At 71.1% G+C, this 15,064-nt stretch carries 12 protein-coding genes; 3 read left to right on the top strand and 9 right to left on the bottom strand.

Annotated features, from left to right (window positions below; translation table 11 throughout):
• Positions 1–212 precede the first annotated feature (212 nt).
• Genes ACFXJ8_RS36850 through ACFXJ8_RS36860 form a run of 3 tightly spaced genes read right to left on the bottom strand, consistent with a single transcriptional unit; the run spans position 213 to position 3,291 of the window.
• Positions 213–1,526 carry an ABC transporter substrate-binding protein gene (locus tag ACFXJ8_RS36850; protein ID WP_379649043.1) on the bottom strand — a complete coding sequence of 438 codons (1,314 nt, stop codon included), beginning with the start codon at positions 1,524–1,526 and terminating at the stop codon, positions 213–215.
• Positions 1,527–1,537: 11 nt separating this feature from the next.
• Positions 1,538–2,401, bottom strand: coding sequence for a carbohydrate ABC transporter permease (locus ACFXJ8_RS36855; protein WP_379649045.1), 864 nt, complete (start codon positions 2,399–2,401; stop codon positions 1,538–1,540).
• A complete protein-coding gene (locus ACFXJ8_RS36860) occupies positions 2,398–3,291 on the bottom strand; it encodes a carbohydrate ABC transporter permease (protein WP_379649050.1) in 894 nt (297 codons plus the stop codon). The genes ACFXJ8_RS36855 and ACFXJ8_RS36860 overlap by 4 nt, the downstream gene beginning before the upstream one ends.
• A gap of 105 nt (positions 3,292–3,396) precedes the next feature.
• Here ACFXJ8_RS36860 and ACFXJ8_RS36865 point away from each other — a divergent pair, with 105 nt between their 5' ends.
• Together ACFXJ8_RS36865 and ACFXJ8_RS36870 are read left to right on the top strand one after the other, a co-directional pair.
• Positions 3,397–4,311 (top strand): carbohydrate kinase family protein, encoded by a 915-nt coding sequence (locus ACFXJ8_RS36865; RefSeq protein ID WP_379649052.1) that lies wholly within the window; start codon positions 3,397–3,399, stop codon positions 4,309–4,311.
• Positions 4,308–5,612, top strand: coding sequence for an alpha-glucosidase/alpha-galactosidase (locus ACFXJ8_RS36870; RefSeq protein ID WP_379649054.1), 1,305 nt, complete (start codon positions 4,308–4,310; stop codon positions 5,610–5,612). The genes ACFXJ8_RS36865 and ACFXJ8_RS36870 overlap by 4 nt, the downstream gene beginning before the upstream one ends.
• A gap of 93 nt (positions 5,613–5,705) precedes the next feature.
• On the opposite strand, the gene ACFXJ8_RS36875 is transcribed toward ACFXJ8_RS36870, so the two are convergent.
• Positions 5,706–6,494: a DeoR/GlpR family DNA-binding transcription regulator gene (locus ACFXJ8_RS36875; RefSeq protein ID WP_379649056.1), complete on the bottom strand. Its 789-nt coding sequence runs from the start codon at positions 6,492–6,494 to the stop codon at positions 5,706–5,708.
• 114 nt (positions 6,495–6,608) lie between these two features.
• Positions 6,609–7,910, bottom strand: coding sequence for an alpha-glucosidase/alpha-galactosidase (locus tag ACFXJ8_RS36880; RefSeq protein ID WP_379649058.1), 1,302 nt, complete (start codon positions 7,908–7,910; stop codon positions 6,609–6,611).
• 215 nt (positions 7,911–8,125) lie between these two features.
• Between ACFXJ8_RS36880 and ACFXJ8_RS36885 the strand changes: the two genes are divergently transcribed.
• Positions 8,126–8,977: an endo alpha-1,4 polygalactosaminidase gene (locus ACFXJ8_RS36885; protein ID WP_379649060.1), complete on the top strand. Its 852-nt coding sequence runs from the start codon at positions 8,126–8,128 to the stop codon at positions 8,975–8,977.
• 298 nt (positions 8,978–9,275) lie between these two features.
• On the opposite strand, the gene ACFXJ8_RS36890 is transcribed toward ACFXJ8_RS36885, so the two are convergent.
• The 4 genes from ACFXJ8_RS36890 to ACFXJ8_RS36905 all read right to left on the bottom strand — a co-directional run bounded on the left by ACFXJ8_RS36890 (position 9,276) and on the right by ACFXJ8_RS36905 (position 15,056).
• On the bottom strand, positions 9,276–10,988 hold the full coding sequence (locus tag ACFXJ8_RS36890) for an ABC transporter ATP-binding protein (RefSeq protein WP_379649062.1): 1,713 nt from the start codon (positions 10,986–10,988) through the stop codon (positions 9,276–9,278).
• Positions 10,985–12,790 (bottom strand): ABC transporter ATP-binding protein, encoded by a 1,806-nt coding sequence (locus ACFXJ8_RS36895; protein WP_379649064.1) that lies wholly within the window; start codon positions 12,788–12,790, stop codon positions 10,985–10,987. The genes ACFXJ8_RS36890 and ACFXJ8_RS36895 overlap by 4 nt, the downstream gene beginning before the upstream one ends.
• Positions 12,791–12,895: 105 nt before the next feature.
• Positions 12,896–13,654, bottom strand: a complete 759-nt coding sequence (locus ACFXJ8_RS36900) for an aminotransferase class IV (protein ID WP_379649066.1) — start codon at positions 13,652–13,654, stop codon at positions 12,896–12,898.
• 211 nt (positions 13,655–13,865) lie between these two features.
• Entirely contained in the window at positions 13,866–15,056 is a 1,191-nt protein-coding gene (locus ACFXJ8_RS36905; protein WP_379649068.1) for a M20 family metallopeptidase, read from the bottom strand.
• Positions 15,057–15,064: the final 8 nt, after the last annotated feature.

The raw sequence follows: 15,064 nt of genomic DNA on the forward strand, positions 1-15,064 counted from the left end.
CGCTCCGTGGGGGGCTTATCGATGGGTCCGGTATAGATCGGGGATTGTCCGGACCCTATGGTCAGCCCGCGGATGCGTCAATAATCTCCAGAGGTTGTGAGGTGAATGTAACTTTCCTTCATCGCACGCCACACTGGAAAAAGGCCGTCACAGGGGGGTCGGGTCGCACGGCGCGCAGGGGCGCGCCGGGACGTCCGTAGTGTATCCGCTGGTCAGCGGGTTCCAAAGAGAGCGTTGACCTGTGTGTTGGCGGCGGTGAGCGCGGTGGTGGCGTCCTTCTGGCCCAGCCACACCTCCTCCAGCGCCGTCTGCACGATCTGGCCGATCTCGTCGCCGTGGTCGCTGACCGGCAGCAGGAACGTGCCATCCTTGGCGTCGGCGATGGAGGTGAAGGCCGACACGTCACGGCCCGCCTTCTCGTGCGCCTTCATCGCCCGCTCGGCCGAGGAGGTGATGGCGGGGAAGACCACGGCGGCATCGCCCACGATGTCCTGGCAGCCGGTCGAGCCGAGGAACTTCACCCACTTCCAGGCCGCCTCCTGATGCTTGGTCCCGGCGTAGATGACGTCGGCCAGGCCGTTGAAGGCGGACTTGCGCCCCTGCGGGCCCTCCGGCAGCGGGGCGAAGGCGAACTTCCCCTCCGCCAGATAGGTGTTGATCATCCAGGAGCCGGTGATGCCCAGCGCGGCCTTGCCCGACTCGAGCACCGCGTCGGGGCCCAGCGAGCTGGTCTTGTCGTAGGGGACGGTGTAGCCCTTGTCGGCCAGGCGCTTGAACCACTCGGCGGTCTCGGCGAGCTTCGGGTCGTCGTAGAAGTACTTGGTGCCGAACGGGTTCCTGTCGATGAAGCGGAAGCCGTTGGAGACGGCCAGGTCGCCCCAGCCGTTCTGGCCGAGCGCGCCGTCGCGCAGCTCGGGGACGTAGCCGTGGACGGCCACCTTGGCCTTGTCGAAGCCGGGCTCGTCGCCGCGCCTGCCCGCCGCGTCGACGGTGAGCCTGGCGATCGCCTTCTCGAAGCTGCCGCCGTCGGCCGGGTTCCAGGTGAGGTCCCTGAGGTCGACGCCCGCCTTCTCGGCCTGCTCGACGTTGTAGACGACGGCCATCGTGTCCCAGTCCTTGGGCAGGCCGTACCGCTTGCCGTCCTTGACCCACAGCTCGGCCAGACCCGCGCGATACTGCGACAGATCCACCTTGTCGGCCTTGACCAGCGGCTCGATGTCGAGCAGCTGGCCGTTCTTGACGAACTGCGGGTAGTAGGAGGCCTGCATGGTGATCACGTCGGGGGCCTCGCCCGAGACCATCTGGGTGGTGAGGCTCTGCCAGTACTGGTCCCACGCGCTCTGCTGGATCTTGATCGTGATGCCCGGATTGGCCTTCTGGAAGGCGTCCGCGCACTTCTGGTAGGCGCCCTGCTGGACGTCGTCCCACAGGCCGTAGGTGAGTGTGACGTTCCCGCCGCCGTCCTGGGCGGAGGTGCCGCACGCGGCCGTCATCAGCAGTACGGCCAGCGCCGCCGCTCTTCTCATCGGGAGACCTCCTATTTGAGTCCGCTGAACTGGATGGAGTCCACGAGGCGGCGGCCGAAGAAGACCAGCAGCAACAGGACGGGGATCACCGACAGCGCCGATCCGGCCATCAGGCCGGTCCAGTCGGGTGCGGTGTTGGGCGACTGCTTGAGGAAGATGCCGAGCGCGGCGGTCAGCACGCGCGTCTCCTCGCCCGGCGCGATCAGCAGCGGCCACAGGTAGTCGTTCCACGCCCAGACCGCGGTGGTCAGGGCGAGGGTGAGCAGCGGCCCCCTGGTCATGGGCAGCACGACCCGCCAGAACAGGGTCCACTTGCCCGCGCCGTCGATCGTCGCGGCCTGCTCCACCTCGCGGGGGAAGCCCAGGAAGAACTGCCGCAGGAAGAAGACTGCGAACGGCGTCATCAGCAGGCTGGGCGCGACCAGGCCCTGGATGGTGTTGAGCCAGCCGAGCTGCTTGACCACCGCGAAGCTGGGCAGCAGCGTGAAGATCGGCGGCACCATCAGCGCCGCCACGAACAGGCCGAACAGCGCGTCCCTGAAGGGGAAGCGGAGCCTGGCGAAGGCGTAGCCGGCCATCGCGCAGAACAAGGTCTGCACCAGCGTGATCAGGCCGGTGTAGACGAGGGAGTTGCGCAGGTACAGGAAGAAGTCGAGGTTGGCGCCCGACCCGCCGGCGGCCCTGGTCTCTTCGCGGGTGGCCAGGCCGAGCACGCGCTCGAAGTTGATCAGCGTCGGGTGCTCGGGCAGCAGCCCGACGTTGTCGGTGGCCAGCTCCCTGCCGGGCGTGATGGCGGTGCGCAGCATCCAGTAGAAGGGAAAGAGCGTGATCAGGATGGCCAGGGCGAGGCAGGCCCAGGCGAGGATTCTTCTCATGCCAGGTCCGAGGTCGAGGCGCGGAGCATGCGCATCTGGACGAAGGTCAGCACGCCGAGGATGAGCACCAGCGTGAGCGCCATCGCCGAGGCGTAGCCCATCTTGAAGTGGGTGAAGGCCTGCTCGTAGATGTAGTAGTAGACGACCCTGGTGGCGTTGACCGGGCCGCCCTTGGTGGTCACGGCGACGGTGTCGAACAACTGGAACGACCCGATCAGCGACACCACCAGCACGAACGCCAGGATCGGCCGCATCAGCGGCAGCGTGACCCTGAAGAAGGTGCGCAGCTCACCGGCGCCGTCGAGGGCGGCGGCCTCGTAGATCTGCTTGGGCACCAGGCACATCCCCGCATACAGCAGCAGCGCCGTGTAGCCGGTCGAGGTCCATGCGTTGATCATGGCGACGCTCGGCATGGCCAGGTCGGGCGCGGTCAGGAAGCCCTGGTTGTCCAGGCCCATGCCGGTCAGCACGTGGTTGAAGAAGCCGAGGTTGGCATCCAGCAGCCACATCCAGAGCAGGCCGACGGTCACGTTCGGCACCAGCCACGGCACCACCAGCAGCGAGCGCAGTACGACCGAGCGGGTCAGCCGGTGCATGAGCGCGGCCAGCAGCAGACCGCCGACCATCTGGATTGTGATCGTCAGGACCACGTAGTAGCCGGTGACCTTGAGCGAGTTCCAGAACAGCGGGTCGTGAAGGAGCGTCACGTAGTTGTCGGCGCCCACGAAGGCGGGCTCCGACAGCAGGTTCCAGTCCGTCATCGAGTACCAGGCGCCGAGCAGGGCCGGATACACGTAGAAGACGCCGAAGCCGACCAGCGCGGGAGCGAGGAAGAGCAGGGCTACCCGTCTGTCGTCGCGCACTCGGTTCGGCAGCGAGAGTGTGGACACGGGGCCAACTCTCGGGAACTTGCGAAAACTTGTCAATACCTTCGCTCCAGCCTTCGTTTTGAAAGACTTGACAAGTCAGCGAAGGCGCTGAGAACGTTCCTGCCCATGGCCACAACAGACTTCGACCTGCTCGTCGTGGGGGACGCCAACCCCGATGTGATCGTGTCGGGGACGCCGTCCACGCTCGCCTTCGGGCAGCGCGAGCAGCTGGTCGAGACGGGGGAGCTGGTGCTCGGCGGATCGGGCGCGATCACCGCGTGCGGCGCCGCCAGGCTCGGCCTGCGCACCGCCTTCGCCGGCAGGGTCGGCGCCGACGCGGCAGGCGAATTCGTCCTCGACGCGCTCGCCAGGCGCGGAGTGGACGTCTCCGCCTGCGTCGTCGAGCCCGCCAGGCCCACCGCGCTGACCGTGGTGCTCGTGCGCGGAGCCGACAGGGCGATCCTGACCTCGCCTGGCTGCCTGCCGGACCCGTGGGAGGTCCCGGCCTCGCTGGTCGCCAGGGCCGCCCACGTGCACGTCTCCTCCTTCTTCCTGCAGCCGGGGCTCGATGTCGCCGGCCTGTTCGGTACGGCACGCGACCTCGGCGCCGGCACCTCCCTCGACACCAACGACGACCCGGCGGGTGGGTGGAAGGGGCTGGAGGAGATCATCGGCCTGACCGACGTCCTGCTCCCCAACGACGCCGAGGCCCTGGCCATCGCTGGGCTCGGCGGGCAGGACGTGGCCGAGGCCGCCCGCGCGCTGGCCGCAGGCGGAACGCTGCCGGTGGTCAAGAGGGGCGCGGCCGGCGCCCTCGCCTGGACGCCCGAGGGCCCCGTGCACGTTTCGGCGGTCCCGAATCCCTCGTTCGTGGACGCCGTGGGCGCGGGCGACAGCTTCAACGCCGGCTTCCTGGCCGCCAGGCTCAACGGGCTGCCGCTGGAGGCATGCCTGCGCCTGGCCGTCAGGGCGGGCACCCTTTCCACCCGAGCCGCGGGGGGCACAGCGGCGCAACCGACCTGGGAGGAAGCCACCTCATGAGAAACCCCAAGATCGTGTTCGTGGGCGCGGGCAGCGTCGTCTTCACGCAGGGGCTGCTCGCCGACCTCCTGCGCTATCCGGAGCTGTCCTCGCTCCACCTGTCGCTGCACGACATCGACCCCGAGCGCCTCCAGGTCGCCGAGGCCGTCGCCCACCGCATCGCCGCGGCCCGAGGCGCCAAGCCGCGCATCACCGCCACCCTCGACCGGCGTGCCGCCCTCGACGGCGCCGACTTCGTGATCAACATGATCCAGGTCGGCGGGCACGACTCCACCGTCACCGACTTCGAGATCCCCGCCCGCTACGGCCTGCGCCAGACCATCGCCGACACCATCGGCGTCGGCGGCGTCTTCCGCGCGCTGCGCACCTTCCCCGTGCTCGACGCCCTGGCCGCCGACATGGCCGCCGCCTGCCCCGACGCGCTGCTGATGAACTACACCAACCCGATGGCCATGAACGTGTGGTACCTGGCGGGCAGGGTGCGCAACGTCGTGGGCCTGTGCCACTCGGTCTACTGGACGATGCGGGGGCTGGCCGACCTGGTCGGCGTGCCGTACGAGGAGGTCGCCTACCAGGCGGCGGGCGTCAACCACCAGGCCTGGGTGCTGCGCTTCGAGCGCGACGGCGACAACCTCTACGACCGGCTCGACGCCCGCATCGACACCGACGCCGAGCTGCGGCGCAGGGTCAGGGTGGAGATGTACCGGCGCCTGGGCCACTACCCGACGGAGACCAGCGAGCACTCGGCCGAGTACGTGCCGTGGCTACTGCGCCACGCCGCCGAGATCGACAGGCTGCGCATCCCCGTCGGCGAGTACCTGCGCGTCAGCGAGGAGAACGTGCGCGAGTACAAGCGCACCCGCGACGCCGTACGGCACGGCGCCGAGCTGGAGATCGCCGGCACCGACGAGTACGCGCCGCAGATCATCCACAGCATGGTCACCGGCACGCCGCGCGTCGTCTACGGCAACGTCGTCAACGACGGGCTGATCTCCAACCTGCCCGGCGGTTGCGTGGTCGAGGTGCCGTGCGCGGTCGACGCCACCGGCGTGCGGCCCACCCGCGTGGGCGCGCTGCCGCCGCAGCTCGCGGCGCTCAACCGGGCCTACGTCAACGTCAACGAGCTGACCGTCCGCGCCGCCGAGGAGGGCAGGCCCGAGCACGTACGGCACGCCGTCATGGTGGACCCGAACGCCTCGGCCACCCTGTCGCTGGACGACATCTGGCGCATGTGCGACGACCTGACCGTCGCCCACGGCGACCTGCTGCCGGAGTCGCTGCGCGTCACCCTGGCGAGCTGACCGGCCGGTCCACTCAGGTCGCGCTCGCGTGGCCGGGCCGGAGCTAGCCGGCCAGCTCAACCCGCAGGCCGCGCTCACGCAGCCGGGCTGGAGTTAGCCGGCCAGCTCCACCCGTAGGCCGCGCTCGCGCAGCCGGGCCACCACGGCAGGGTCGGCCGACTCGCCGGTGATCAGCAGGTCGACACCGGACAGCGGGCAGATCGGGGCCAGCTCGATCCTGCCGAGCTTGGTCGAGTCGGCCACCATGATCCGCCTGCCGGCCGCCCGCAGCATCCGCTGCTTCATCTCGGCGTCCGGCAGGTTGACGTTGGTGAAGCCGCTGTCGACGTGGACGCCGCCACAGCCGAGGAACACCGTGCTCGCCCTGATGCCGTCGAGCAGCCTGCCCCCCATCGGGTCGACGAGCGAATGCTGCTGGCGGCGCAGGCTGCCGCCGGTGACGACGACGGAGAAGCGGGGGATGGCCGGCTCCAGCTCCAGCGCGGTGCGCAGACCGTTGGTGAAGACCGTCACCTCGGCCAGGTCGGCCCTGGCCACCAGCTCCCTGGCCACGTAGGCGGTGGTGGTGCCGGCGCCCATCAGCACGCTCTCGCCCGAGCTGATCAGGCGGGCGGCGGCCTTGGCGATGAGGCCCTTCTCCACCGCGGCGGCGCCGAGCGACATCTCGAACGACGCCTCGGTGAGCGCGGTGCCCGCGGCGACCGCGCCGCCGCGGACCCTGCGCACCTTGCCCTGCTCCTCCAGCGCGTCGAGGTCGGCGCGGACCGTCACGCCGGAGACGCCGAACGCCTCGGCCAGCTCGTTGACCCTGGCGAAGTCCTGCTCCCTCAGCAGGCCGAGCATGCGCTCGCGGCGCACCTCGGTCGGCATCGACTCCTTCACCGGCGCTCCTTCGTCGGCCCGGCCCGCTTCACCGTCTTCGTCGGCCCGGCCCGTGTCACCGGCTTCGTCGGCGCGGCCCGCGTCACTGGCGCACCCCTGTCGAGCTGGACTGCTTCACCGGCGCACCGCCTCGGGCAGCAGGTCGCCGTGGGCGGCCAGCAGCTCCTCGCACAGCGCCTCGATGGCCGGCAGGGGGAGCGTCGCGGCGGTGTTCGGGTCGAGCATCGCCGCGTGCAGGACGTGCCGGCGGTCGCCGTCGAGCACCGCCCGCACGGTCAGCTCGACGACGTTGAGGAAGGTGCGGTTGAGCGCGGCCAGCTGGATCGGCAGCTCGCCCACCCGCTGGGGATGGATGCCCGCCGCGTTGACAACCGCGGGCACCTCCACCAACGCCTCCTCCGGCAGGTTGCCGATCAGACCGTCGTTGCGGACGTTGACGTGGACGAGTTTCTCTCGCCCCGTCAGCATCGCCAGCAGTGCCGAGGCCGCCGGCTCCTGGTGCTGCCACCTGATCAGCAGCGGCCTGCCCGCCGCCAGCGCCCGCCTGGTCTCCTCGTAGACGTGCAGGGACATGCCCGCCCTGCGCAGGTACTCCTCGACCGGCACGCCGAGCCTGGACGTCTCCTCCGCATGGCGCATGATCCACGGGACGTACTCGGCGGCATGCTCGCTCGACTCGGTGGGAAAGAAGCCGAAACGGTGGTACATCTCCACCCGGACGTGGCTCTTCAGCTCGGGATCAGCCGCCAGCGCCGCGTCGAGATCAGGGTAGAGGGAACGGCCGTCGGCGTCGGCGAAGACGAGCACGAACGACTGGTGGTTGACGCCCGCGCTGCGCAGCGTCAGCTCGTCGAGATCGCGGCCGACGAGATCGGCCAGGTAGGCGTGGGTGTCGCAGACCGCGTGACAGACCCCGGCGAACCTGTCGAAGCCCGTCGCCTCGTGCATCGCCCATCCGGTCATCGCCATCGGGTCGGTGTGGCTGAGCAGCCAGGCGTCGGGGCACAGCTCGGCCAGCTCCCGGCCCAGCTCGACCGCGGCGGGGATGGTGCGCAGGCCCCTGAAGATGCCGCCGATGCCGATGGTGTCGCCGATCGTCTGGCGCAGGCCGTAGCGGTGGGGGATCTGGAAGTCGCGCAGCGTCGCCTCGAAGCCGCCAACCTCGATCGTGGCGACCACGTGGTCGGCGCCGTCGAGCGCGCGCCGCCTGTCGGTGTGGCCTATGACGCGCGCCCCCGCGCCCGCCTCCGTGTTCAGCGCCCTGGCCAGGGCCTCGGCGGTGGCGAGCCTGGCCGGGTCGTCGTCGTGCAGGACGATGTCGAGGCCGCCGTGCAGCGGCTCGGACAGGAAGAGGTCCGACAGGATCCTGCGCGTCAGCTCGACGTCGCCGGCCCCGACGAAGACGATCCGCGACATCCGCACCTCCAACCTGGGCGACCAGTATTCCACGACCGCGTCTTGCGCGAAGCTGTTGAAATATCAGGTCGGCTGCGCAACTCTAGACACGTGCTGGCGTGGGTACCCCGGCCTCTCCGGGCCACGCCACCGCTCGCGAGCCACGGGCCTGGCCGCGAGCCGGAGTGCGGAACAGCATGCCTGGCGCCCTTGCCGATCATCAAGCGAGGAGAAGCATGCGAGCCTTACAGACCCTTGCCGTCACCCTGCTCACCTGGGCGGCCCTCATCGTCGCCCCCGCGCCGGCCCAGGCCGCCGCGCCGGCCGTACCGCCGCCGACCCCCTGCCCCGGCTGCTGGAAGCCCGCGCTGAACACCAGCTGGCAGTGGCAGCTGTCGTCGGTGCCCGCCGAGCCGTTCCTCAACGTCACCATGTACGACATCGACGGCTTCAACGCGAGCGCCGCGACCGTCCGCCGCCTGCACGAGACCAAGGCGGGCCGCAAGGTCGTCTGCTACGTCAGCGCCGGATCGTACGAGGACTGGCGGCCCGACGCCGCCGACTTCCCCGCCTCCGTCCTCGGCGCCAACCTCGACGAGTGGCCGGGCGAGCGCTGGCTGGACATCAGGCAGTACGGCGGGCCGCTCGGGCAGATCATGCGGGCCCGCATGGACATGTGCAAGTCCAAGGGCTTCGACGCGATCGAGTTCGACAACGTCGACGGGTACACCAACGAGACGGGCTTCCCGCTGACGGCCGCCCACCAGTTCGCCTACAACGCGTGGCTGGCCAACGAGGCCCACACGCGCGGGCTGTCGGTGGGCCTGAAGAACGACCTCGAGCAGATCCCGCAGCTGCTGCCGTACTTCGACTGGGCGCTGAACGAGCAGTGCTGGCAGTACAGCGAGTGCACCACGGCGCAGAACGGCGACTACGGCTACGACCAGTTCGTGAGCGCGGGCAAGGCGGTGTTCACCGTGGAGTACGAGCTGAGCCCGTCCCGGTTCTGCTCCAAGTCCAACGCGCGCAACTTCAACTCGCTGCGCAAGAACTACGAGCTGGACGCCTACCGGGTGGCCTGCCGCTGACCCACCCCGGCCGGGGCCGACGACGCCGTAGCAGCGCGGTGCCGCGAGCTCCGGCCCGCGGGAAGCAGGCCGGAGGCGTTGGCGAGAGCGTCACGGCGCCTGTCGCCGCCCCTGAGCCGTCGGTGATCGGCTCGGCGCGGCACCACACGGTCGATCCGCCGGGGCGTCCCAGGACGGCGTCCAGCACGGTCGCGGGAAGTCGGTCCTCCATCCGCGCCACGGTAGGCGAGGACGTCGCCCGCGTGCATTCCCTTTCCCGCACGGGAGGCGGGCCCGCACAGGCCCGCCTCCCGTTGGGTCAGGCGCTCACTCGCCAGCCTGACGCGGCGTCACGGGCCTTCCAAAGGGCCGTGTAGAGGCCGCCGGCGGCCAGCAGGTCCTGGTGGGTGCCGTGCTCGGCGACCCGGCCGCCGTCCAGGACCACGATCTGGTCGGCGTGCCGTACCGTGTTCAGCCGGTGGGCGACCATCAGCACGGTACGGCGCTGCGCCAGCGCGCGCACGGCGGCCACCACCGCGGCCTCGTTCTCCGCGTCGAGCGCCGAGGTGGCCTCGTCCAGCAGCACGATCGGCGCGTCCTTCAGCAGCGCCCTGGCGATCGACACGCGCTGGCGCTCGCCGCCCGACAGCGCGGCGCCTCGTTCGCCGACCTGGCCGGACCAGCCGCCGGGCAGCCGCTCGGCGATCTCGTCGCAGCGGGCGAGCGCGGCCGCCCGCCGTACCTCCTCCTGGCTCGCCTCGGGGCGGCTGAGCCTGATGTTGTCCTCCAGGGTGCCCTCGAACAGGTAGACGTCCTGGGAGACGAGCGCGACCTGCGCCATCAGGTCGGTGAACGTCAGCTCGCGCACGTCCGCGCCCGCCACGCGCACGCTGCCTGACGAGACGTCGAAGAAGCGGGCGACCAGGTGCAGGATCGTGGTCTTGCCCGCGCCCGAGGGGCCGACGAGCGCCGTGACGGTGCCGGGGGAGACGGTCAGGCTGACGTCCTCGAGCAGCGGTGTGTCGTTGTAGGAGAACGACACGCGCTCCAGCTCGATCGAGGGTTCGCCGAGCGGCGCCGACCGCGCGGGCTGGGGGAGCGGGGGTGTGGCGAGGACCTGTTCGAGGCGGTCCAGGGAGTTGGCGCTCATCCGCAGGACCGCGCTGATCGCGGCGGCGTCCCGCATCGGCTCGACGTAGCGGGAGGCCAGCACCATCGCGGTGACCAGGGCCGCCGCGTCGAGGTCGGTCGCGATGGCCGCCGCGGCCACCAGCAGGGCGGCGAACGCGCCCTGGATGGACAGCCCGAGCACCGTCAGCGCGGGCAGCGCGGTCGTGATGCGCCGCGAGGTGGCGCGGCGGTGCTCGTCGACCGCCGCGGTGAGCAGCTCCAGGCCTTTCCCGGTACGGCCGGCGGCGCGCAGCACGGGCTGGGTCTGGGCGAACTCGACGGTTCGCGCGCCGAGGTCGGCGGTGGCGGCGTCGATGTCGTGGTCGGCGGCGGTGATCCTGTCGCCCATCCATCGAGCGGCCAGCCAGATGAGCGGGGCGACGGCCAGCGCGGCCAGCCCCATCCGCCAGTCGGTCACCGCCAGCACGGCGATCGTCACCGCGGGGGCGACGGTCGCTCCGGCGAGGGGTTCGAGCAGATGGGCGGGGGTCTGCAGGATGTTCATGACACCCGCTCCGGCCAGGCGGCCGAAGGGGCCGACGCGGGCCGGGCGGAACCAGCCGAGCGGCAGCCGTACGACGTGGTCGCCGAGCCGGTCGAGCAGCATGCCGCACAGGCCGTAGCCGGCGCGGCGCGCCTTGATCATCGCGGCGTGGTGGGTGAGGCCGTAGAGCGCGGTGAGCGCGAGGAGGGCCAGCAGTGGGGCGGTGGCGTCCGCGCCGGTGAACAGCGCCCGCAGGGTCGGCAGCAGCAGGCCGAGCAGGGCGCCCATGAGGGCGGCGGAGACGGTCATCAGCGCGACGGCCAGGCGCAGGTCGCGGGCCTGGCCTGGGTCGGCCAGGGCGATCAGGCGGCGGATCACGCGGCGACCGCCTGCTCCTGGGCGGCCCACAGCCGGGCGTAGAGCCCGCCGGCGGCCAGCAGGTCGTCGTGGGTGCCGCGCTCGGCGACGCGACCGCCGTCCAGCACGACGATCTGGTCGGCGAACTGGACGGTGTGCAGCCGGTGCGCGATGACCAGCAGCGTCCTGCCGCGCATGAGGTGCGACAGCGCCTCCTGCACCGCCAGCTCGGACTCCGGGTCGGCGAACGCGGTGGCCTCGTCGAGGACGAGCACGGGGGTGTCGGCGATCAGGGCGCGGGCGATCGAGACGCGCTGGGCCTCACCGCCAGAGAATGCGGCGTCCTCGCCGACCACCGAGTCGTAGCCGCGCGGCAGCTCCATGACGCGGTCGTGGACGCGGGCGGCGCGGGCGGCGGCCTGCACCTCCTCGTCGGAGGCGCCGGGCCTGGCCAGGGCGATGTTGTCGCGCACGCTGGCGCGCAGCAGGCGCACGTCCTGCAGGACGAAGCCGATCCGCCGGTAGAGCTCGGCGTCGGGCAGTTCGCCGAGGTCGACGCCGCCGATGCTGATCGTGCCGCGCGCGCCCTCGTGCAGGCGGGCCAGCAGGGCGGCCAGCGTCGACTTGCCGGCGCCCGAGGGGCCGACGAGCGCGGTCACGGTGCCGGGGGTGAGGGTGAGGTCGATGCCGCGCAGGACCTCCTGCTCGCCGTACCCGAAGCGGACGTCGGCGAAGACGATCTCGTTGCCACGGGGAACCGCCCCGGGAGGAGGCTCGGTTCTGGCGGGCGCGTCGAGGACGCCGCCGATCTCGTCGAGGGCGGTGCGGGCGAACTGGATGTCCTGCGCGGCGTAGCCGAGCGCGAGCAGCGGCGCGGCCAGTCCGGGCGCCAGCAGCAGGTACGGCACGACATCGGCGGGCGCGAGCACGCCCAGCCAGATCAGCACCCCGCCACCGGCCAGCGCCGTGGCCATCGCGACGGGAGCGGAGTAGGCGACGGTGCCCGCCACCATGGGCCGGTCGACCGAGCGCGACCAGCCGTCGAGGTAGCTGCTGAAGGCGCCGGTCGCGGCCCGCCAGCGCCCGTGCTGGCCGTCGGTCCTGCCGAACACCTTGACCACCGCGATGCCCTGGACGAACTCCACCGCCGCGGCGCTCAGCCGGGCGACGGCCTCGTGGTAGCCGGCCATGCCCGCGTTGGCGATGTCGGTGACCTTCTTGTAGAACACCGACCCGACCAGGACGGGCAGCAGGACGATCCCCGTCATGGCCGGGCTCACCCACAGCATGTACGCCAGGGAGAGCGTGGGCACCAGCAGCGCGCCGAGCGCGTCCATCAGGCTCTGGGCGACCACCCGGTGCAGGGAGGCCACGTCGTCGGTGACGGCCTTGCGCACGCGGCCTGAACCGCGTCCGCCGAACCAGTCGAGCGGCAGCCGGGTCAGGTGTTCGGCCATCCGCACGCGCAGGTCGCGCTGCATGTCGTTGTCGGCCACGTTCGTCAGGACCGTGACTCCGACCGTGCACACCGCCCTGACCAGCAGGGCGGTCGCCGTCACCGCCGCCACCCACCACGCCCCCGTGGGCGAGCCGCCCGCGAGCAGGTGGCGGGCGAACTCGGCGATCGCGACCGGCGGGGCCACGGTGGTGATCGCGACGATCACCTGCAGGGCCGCGGCCCAGGCGAGCTTGCGGCGGATGGGGCGCAGGAACCGCGCGAACAGCAGGTAGGAGGAACCAGGTTGTAAGGCCATCGGGGGGAAATCGCCTTCCAGGTCATCGAGTCGGTTGGCGCGGATGCGCGCCCCCCTCTTGATGCTCACCTTGATCCACTTTCAATCCGCTCCCGCCCGTTTCGTTAGCAGGGCGGGACGACACCGCGTCATCTGCCGCGAACCGACAGGCGCCGCGCCCGGGGCCGCGTGGTTTTAGATCGGGTCCCAGGGCAGGCCCTCGTAGAGGCCGAGCAGGCGGGCGGCGAAGGCGTCGTCGAGCTTCAGCGCGTCCTGCTCCAGCCGGCCGACCATGACCACGCCGCGGGAGTTGGTGAGGAAGACCGCCTCGCAGGAACCCAGATCGGCCACCCTGACCGGGCGGCGCTCCTGCGGGATGCCCGCCGCTCGCAGCGCCCGCTCCATCAGCTGCATGGTGATGCCGCTGAGCATCGGCGCGTCCGGCCAGATGACCGCGCTGCCGTCGAAGCAGCCCAGGTTCGTGATCAGGCCCTCGGAGATCAGCCCGTCGGCGGTGGTGAGCAGGCCCTCGTCGTAGCCCTCGGCGGCGACCAGGCGGCCGAAGTACGCCTGCGGGAAGCCGCCCATGTGCTTGATGTGCGGCAGGAAGCGCTGGTAGACGACGGGTTTGACGCTCTGCGGCACGGTGGCCACGTCCACGGGCGGGCGCGCGGTGACGAACACGTGCGGGCGGTCGCCGTCGTCGAGCACGTGGACCCGGACGCTGGCGTCGGCCAGGCCGGCGAGCGCGGTCCTGATCGAGCCGACGACGAGGCCGGTGTCGAGGTCGGTGCCGTAGAGCTCGCGGGTGGCCGCGCTCAGGCGGGTCAGGTGCAGGTCGAGGCCGCGTGTGCGCCGGTCGCGTACCTGCATGGCGGTGAAGTGGCCGTAGCGGGCGAACATGGGCAGGTTGGCATCGGGCCCGGCGACCCGGCCGTCGATGACGGTGATCACACGCGCCAGACTACGTCGCCACGTGATCCAGGCCACAGTGGTGGTGTGACACGCAGACCACGGTGACCGCGAGACCGCCCTGCGGAGCGGTGGACGATCGAGGGGGCGATGTGACGGCGGCCCGCCCCGCACGCAGGAGTTGCGTGATGGACGGGCCTCCGCCCCGTGACCGCGGTGGGCTTCTCGGGGGCCTGCCGTACCAAAGAGAGGGTCAGGCTGAGAGCTTGCCCAGCGCCAGTGACGCGTAGAGAGCCGCGCCGTCCGGCAGGACGGCGTCGTCGAACTGCGCCTCAGGGGAGTGGTTGTACGGCGCGCCGGCCGGGTCGCGGTCGGGCGGGCACGCGCCGAGGAAGACGAACGCGCCCGGCACGTCCTCCAGCACGTAGGAGAAGTCCTCAGACCCGGTGACCGGCTGCGGGGCCACGAAGAAACGTCCGGGCCCGAACAGCCCGTCGATCGTCTCGCCCGCGTACGACGCCTCGTCGTGGGTGTTGACCGTGACCGGGTAGCCCATGCCGAAGGAGGCCTCCACCCGCAGCCCGTGGGCCGCGCCGATGCCCTCGACGAGCTGGACGGCGCGCTGCTTGATGCGGGCCCTGTTGTCCTTGCTGAAGGTTCTGATCGTGGCCGAGAAGCGGGCATCGTCGGGGATGACGTTGTCGACGGTGCCGGCGTGGAAGCTGCCGACGGTCACCACGACCGGGTCGAACACGTCGAAGGCCCTGGTCACGAGCGTCTGCAGGGCGGTCACCATTTCGCAGGCGGCTGGAATGGGGTCCTGGGCGCGCTGCGGGGTGGAGCCGTGGCCGCCCCTGCCGATCACGTGGACGTTCAGCGTGTCGGCCGCGGCCATGATGGGCCCGCCGCGCGAGGAGAAGACGCCAGGCGGCAGCATCGCGGAGACCACGTGCATGCCGTACGCGGCGACGGCCCGCGAGCCCGCCGCGTCGAGGACGCCCTCGTCGATCATGTACTTGGCGCCTTCGTAGCCCTCCTCGCCCGGCTGGAACATGAACACCACGTCCCCTGCCAGCTCCTCGCGCCGGGCGGCCAGCAGGTGCGCGGCCCCCGCCAGCATCGAGGTGTGCAGGTCGTGGCCGCAGGCGTGCATCCTGCCCTCGTGGGCGGAGATGTACGGCAGGCTGTTGCGCTCGGCGACGGGCAGCGCGTCCATGTCGCCCCTGAGCAGGACCGCGGGGCCCGGCTTTCCGCCGCGCAGCACCGCGGTGACCGAGCTGAGCGACTCGCCCGTGCTGATCTCCAGCGGCAGGCCGTCGAGCGCGGCGAGCACCTTTTCCTGCGTGATGGGCAGGTGGAGACCGATCTCGGGGGTGGTGTGCAGGGAGTGGCGGAGCTGGATGAGCTCGTCGCGCATGTCCTGGGCTGATTCGAGGAGCGACATGGAGAACA

The organism is Nonomuraea sp. NPDC059194 (assembly GCF_042754765.1).
Taxonomy (GTDB): Bacteria; Actinomycetota; Actinomycetes; order Streptosporangiales; family Streptosporangiaceae; genus Nonomuraea.

Coding starts and splice junctions, on each gene's coding strand:
- ACFXJ8_RS36865 (WP_379649052.1), top strand. CDS start 3,397: ATGGCCACAACAGACTTCGACCTGCTCGTCGTGGGGGACGCCAACCCC.
- ACFXJ8_RS36885 (WP_379649060.1), top strand. CDS start 8,126: ATGCGAGCCTTACAGACCCTTGCCGTCACCCTGCTCACCTGGGCGGCC.
- ACFXJ8_RS36870 (WP_379649054.1), top strand. CDS start 4,308: ATGAGAAACCCCAAGATCGTGTTCGTGGGCGCGGGCAGCGTCGTCTTC.
- ACFXJ8_RS36905 (WP_379649068.1), bottom strand. CDS start 15,056: ATGTCGCTCCTCGAATCAGCCCAGGACATGCGCGACGAGCTCATCCAG.
- ACFXJ8_RS36850 (WP_379649043.1), bottom strand. CDS start 1,526: ATGAGAAGAGCGGCGGCGCTGGCCGTACTGCTGATGACGGCCGCGTGC.
- ACFXJ8_RS36880 (WP_379649058.1), bottom strand. CDS start 7,910: ATGTCGCGGATCGTCTTCGTCGGGGCCGGCGACGTCGAGCTGACGCGC.
- ACFXJ8_RS36855 (WP_379649045.1), bottom strand. CDS start 2,401: ATGAGAAGAATCCTCGCCTGGGCCTGCCTCGCCCTGGCCATCCTGATC.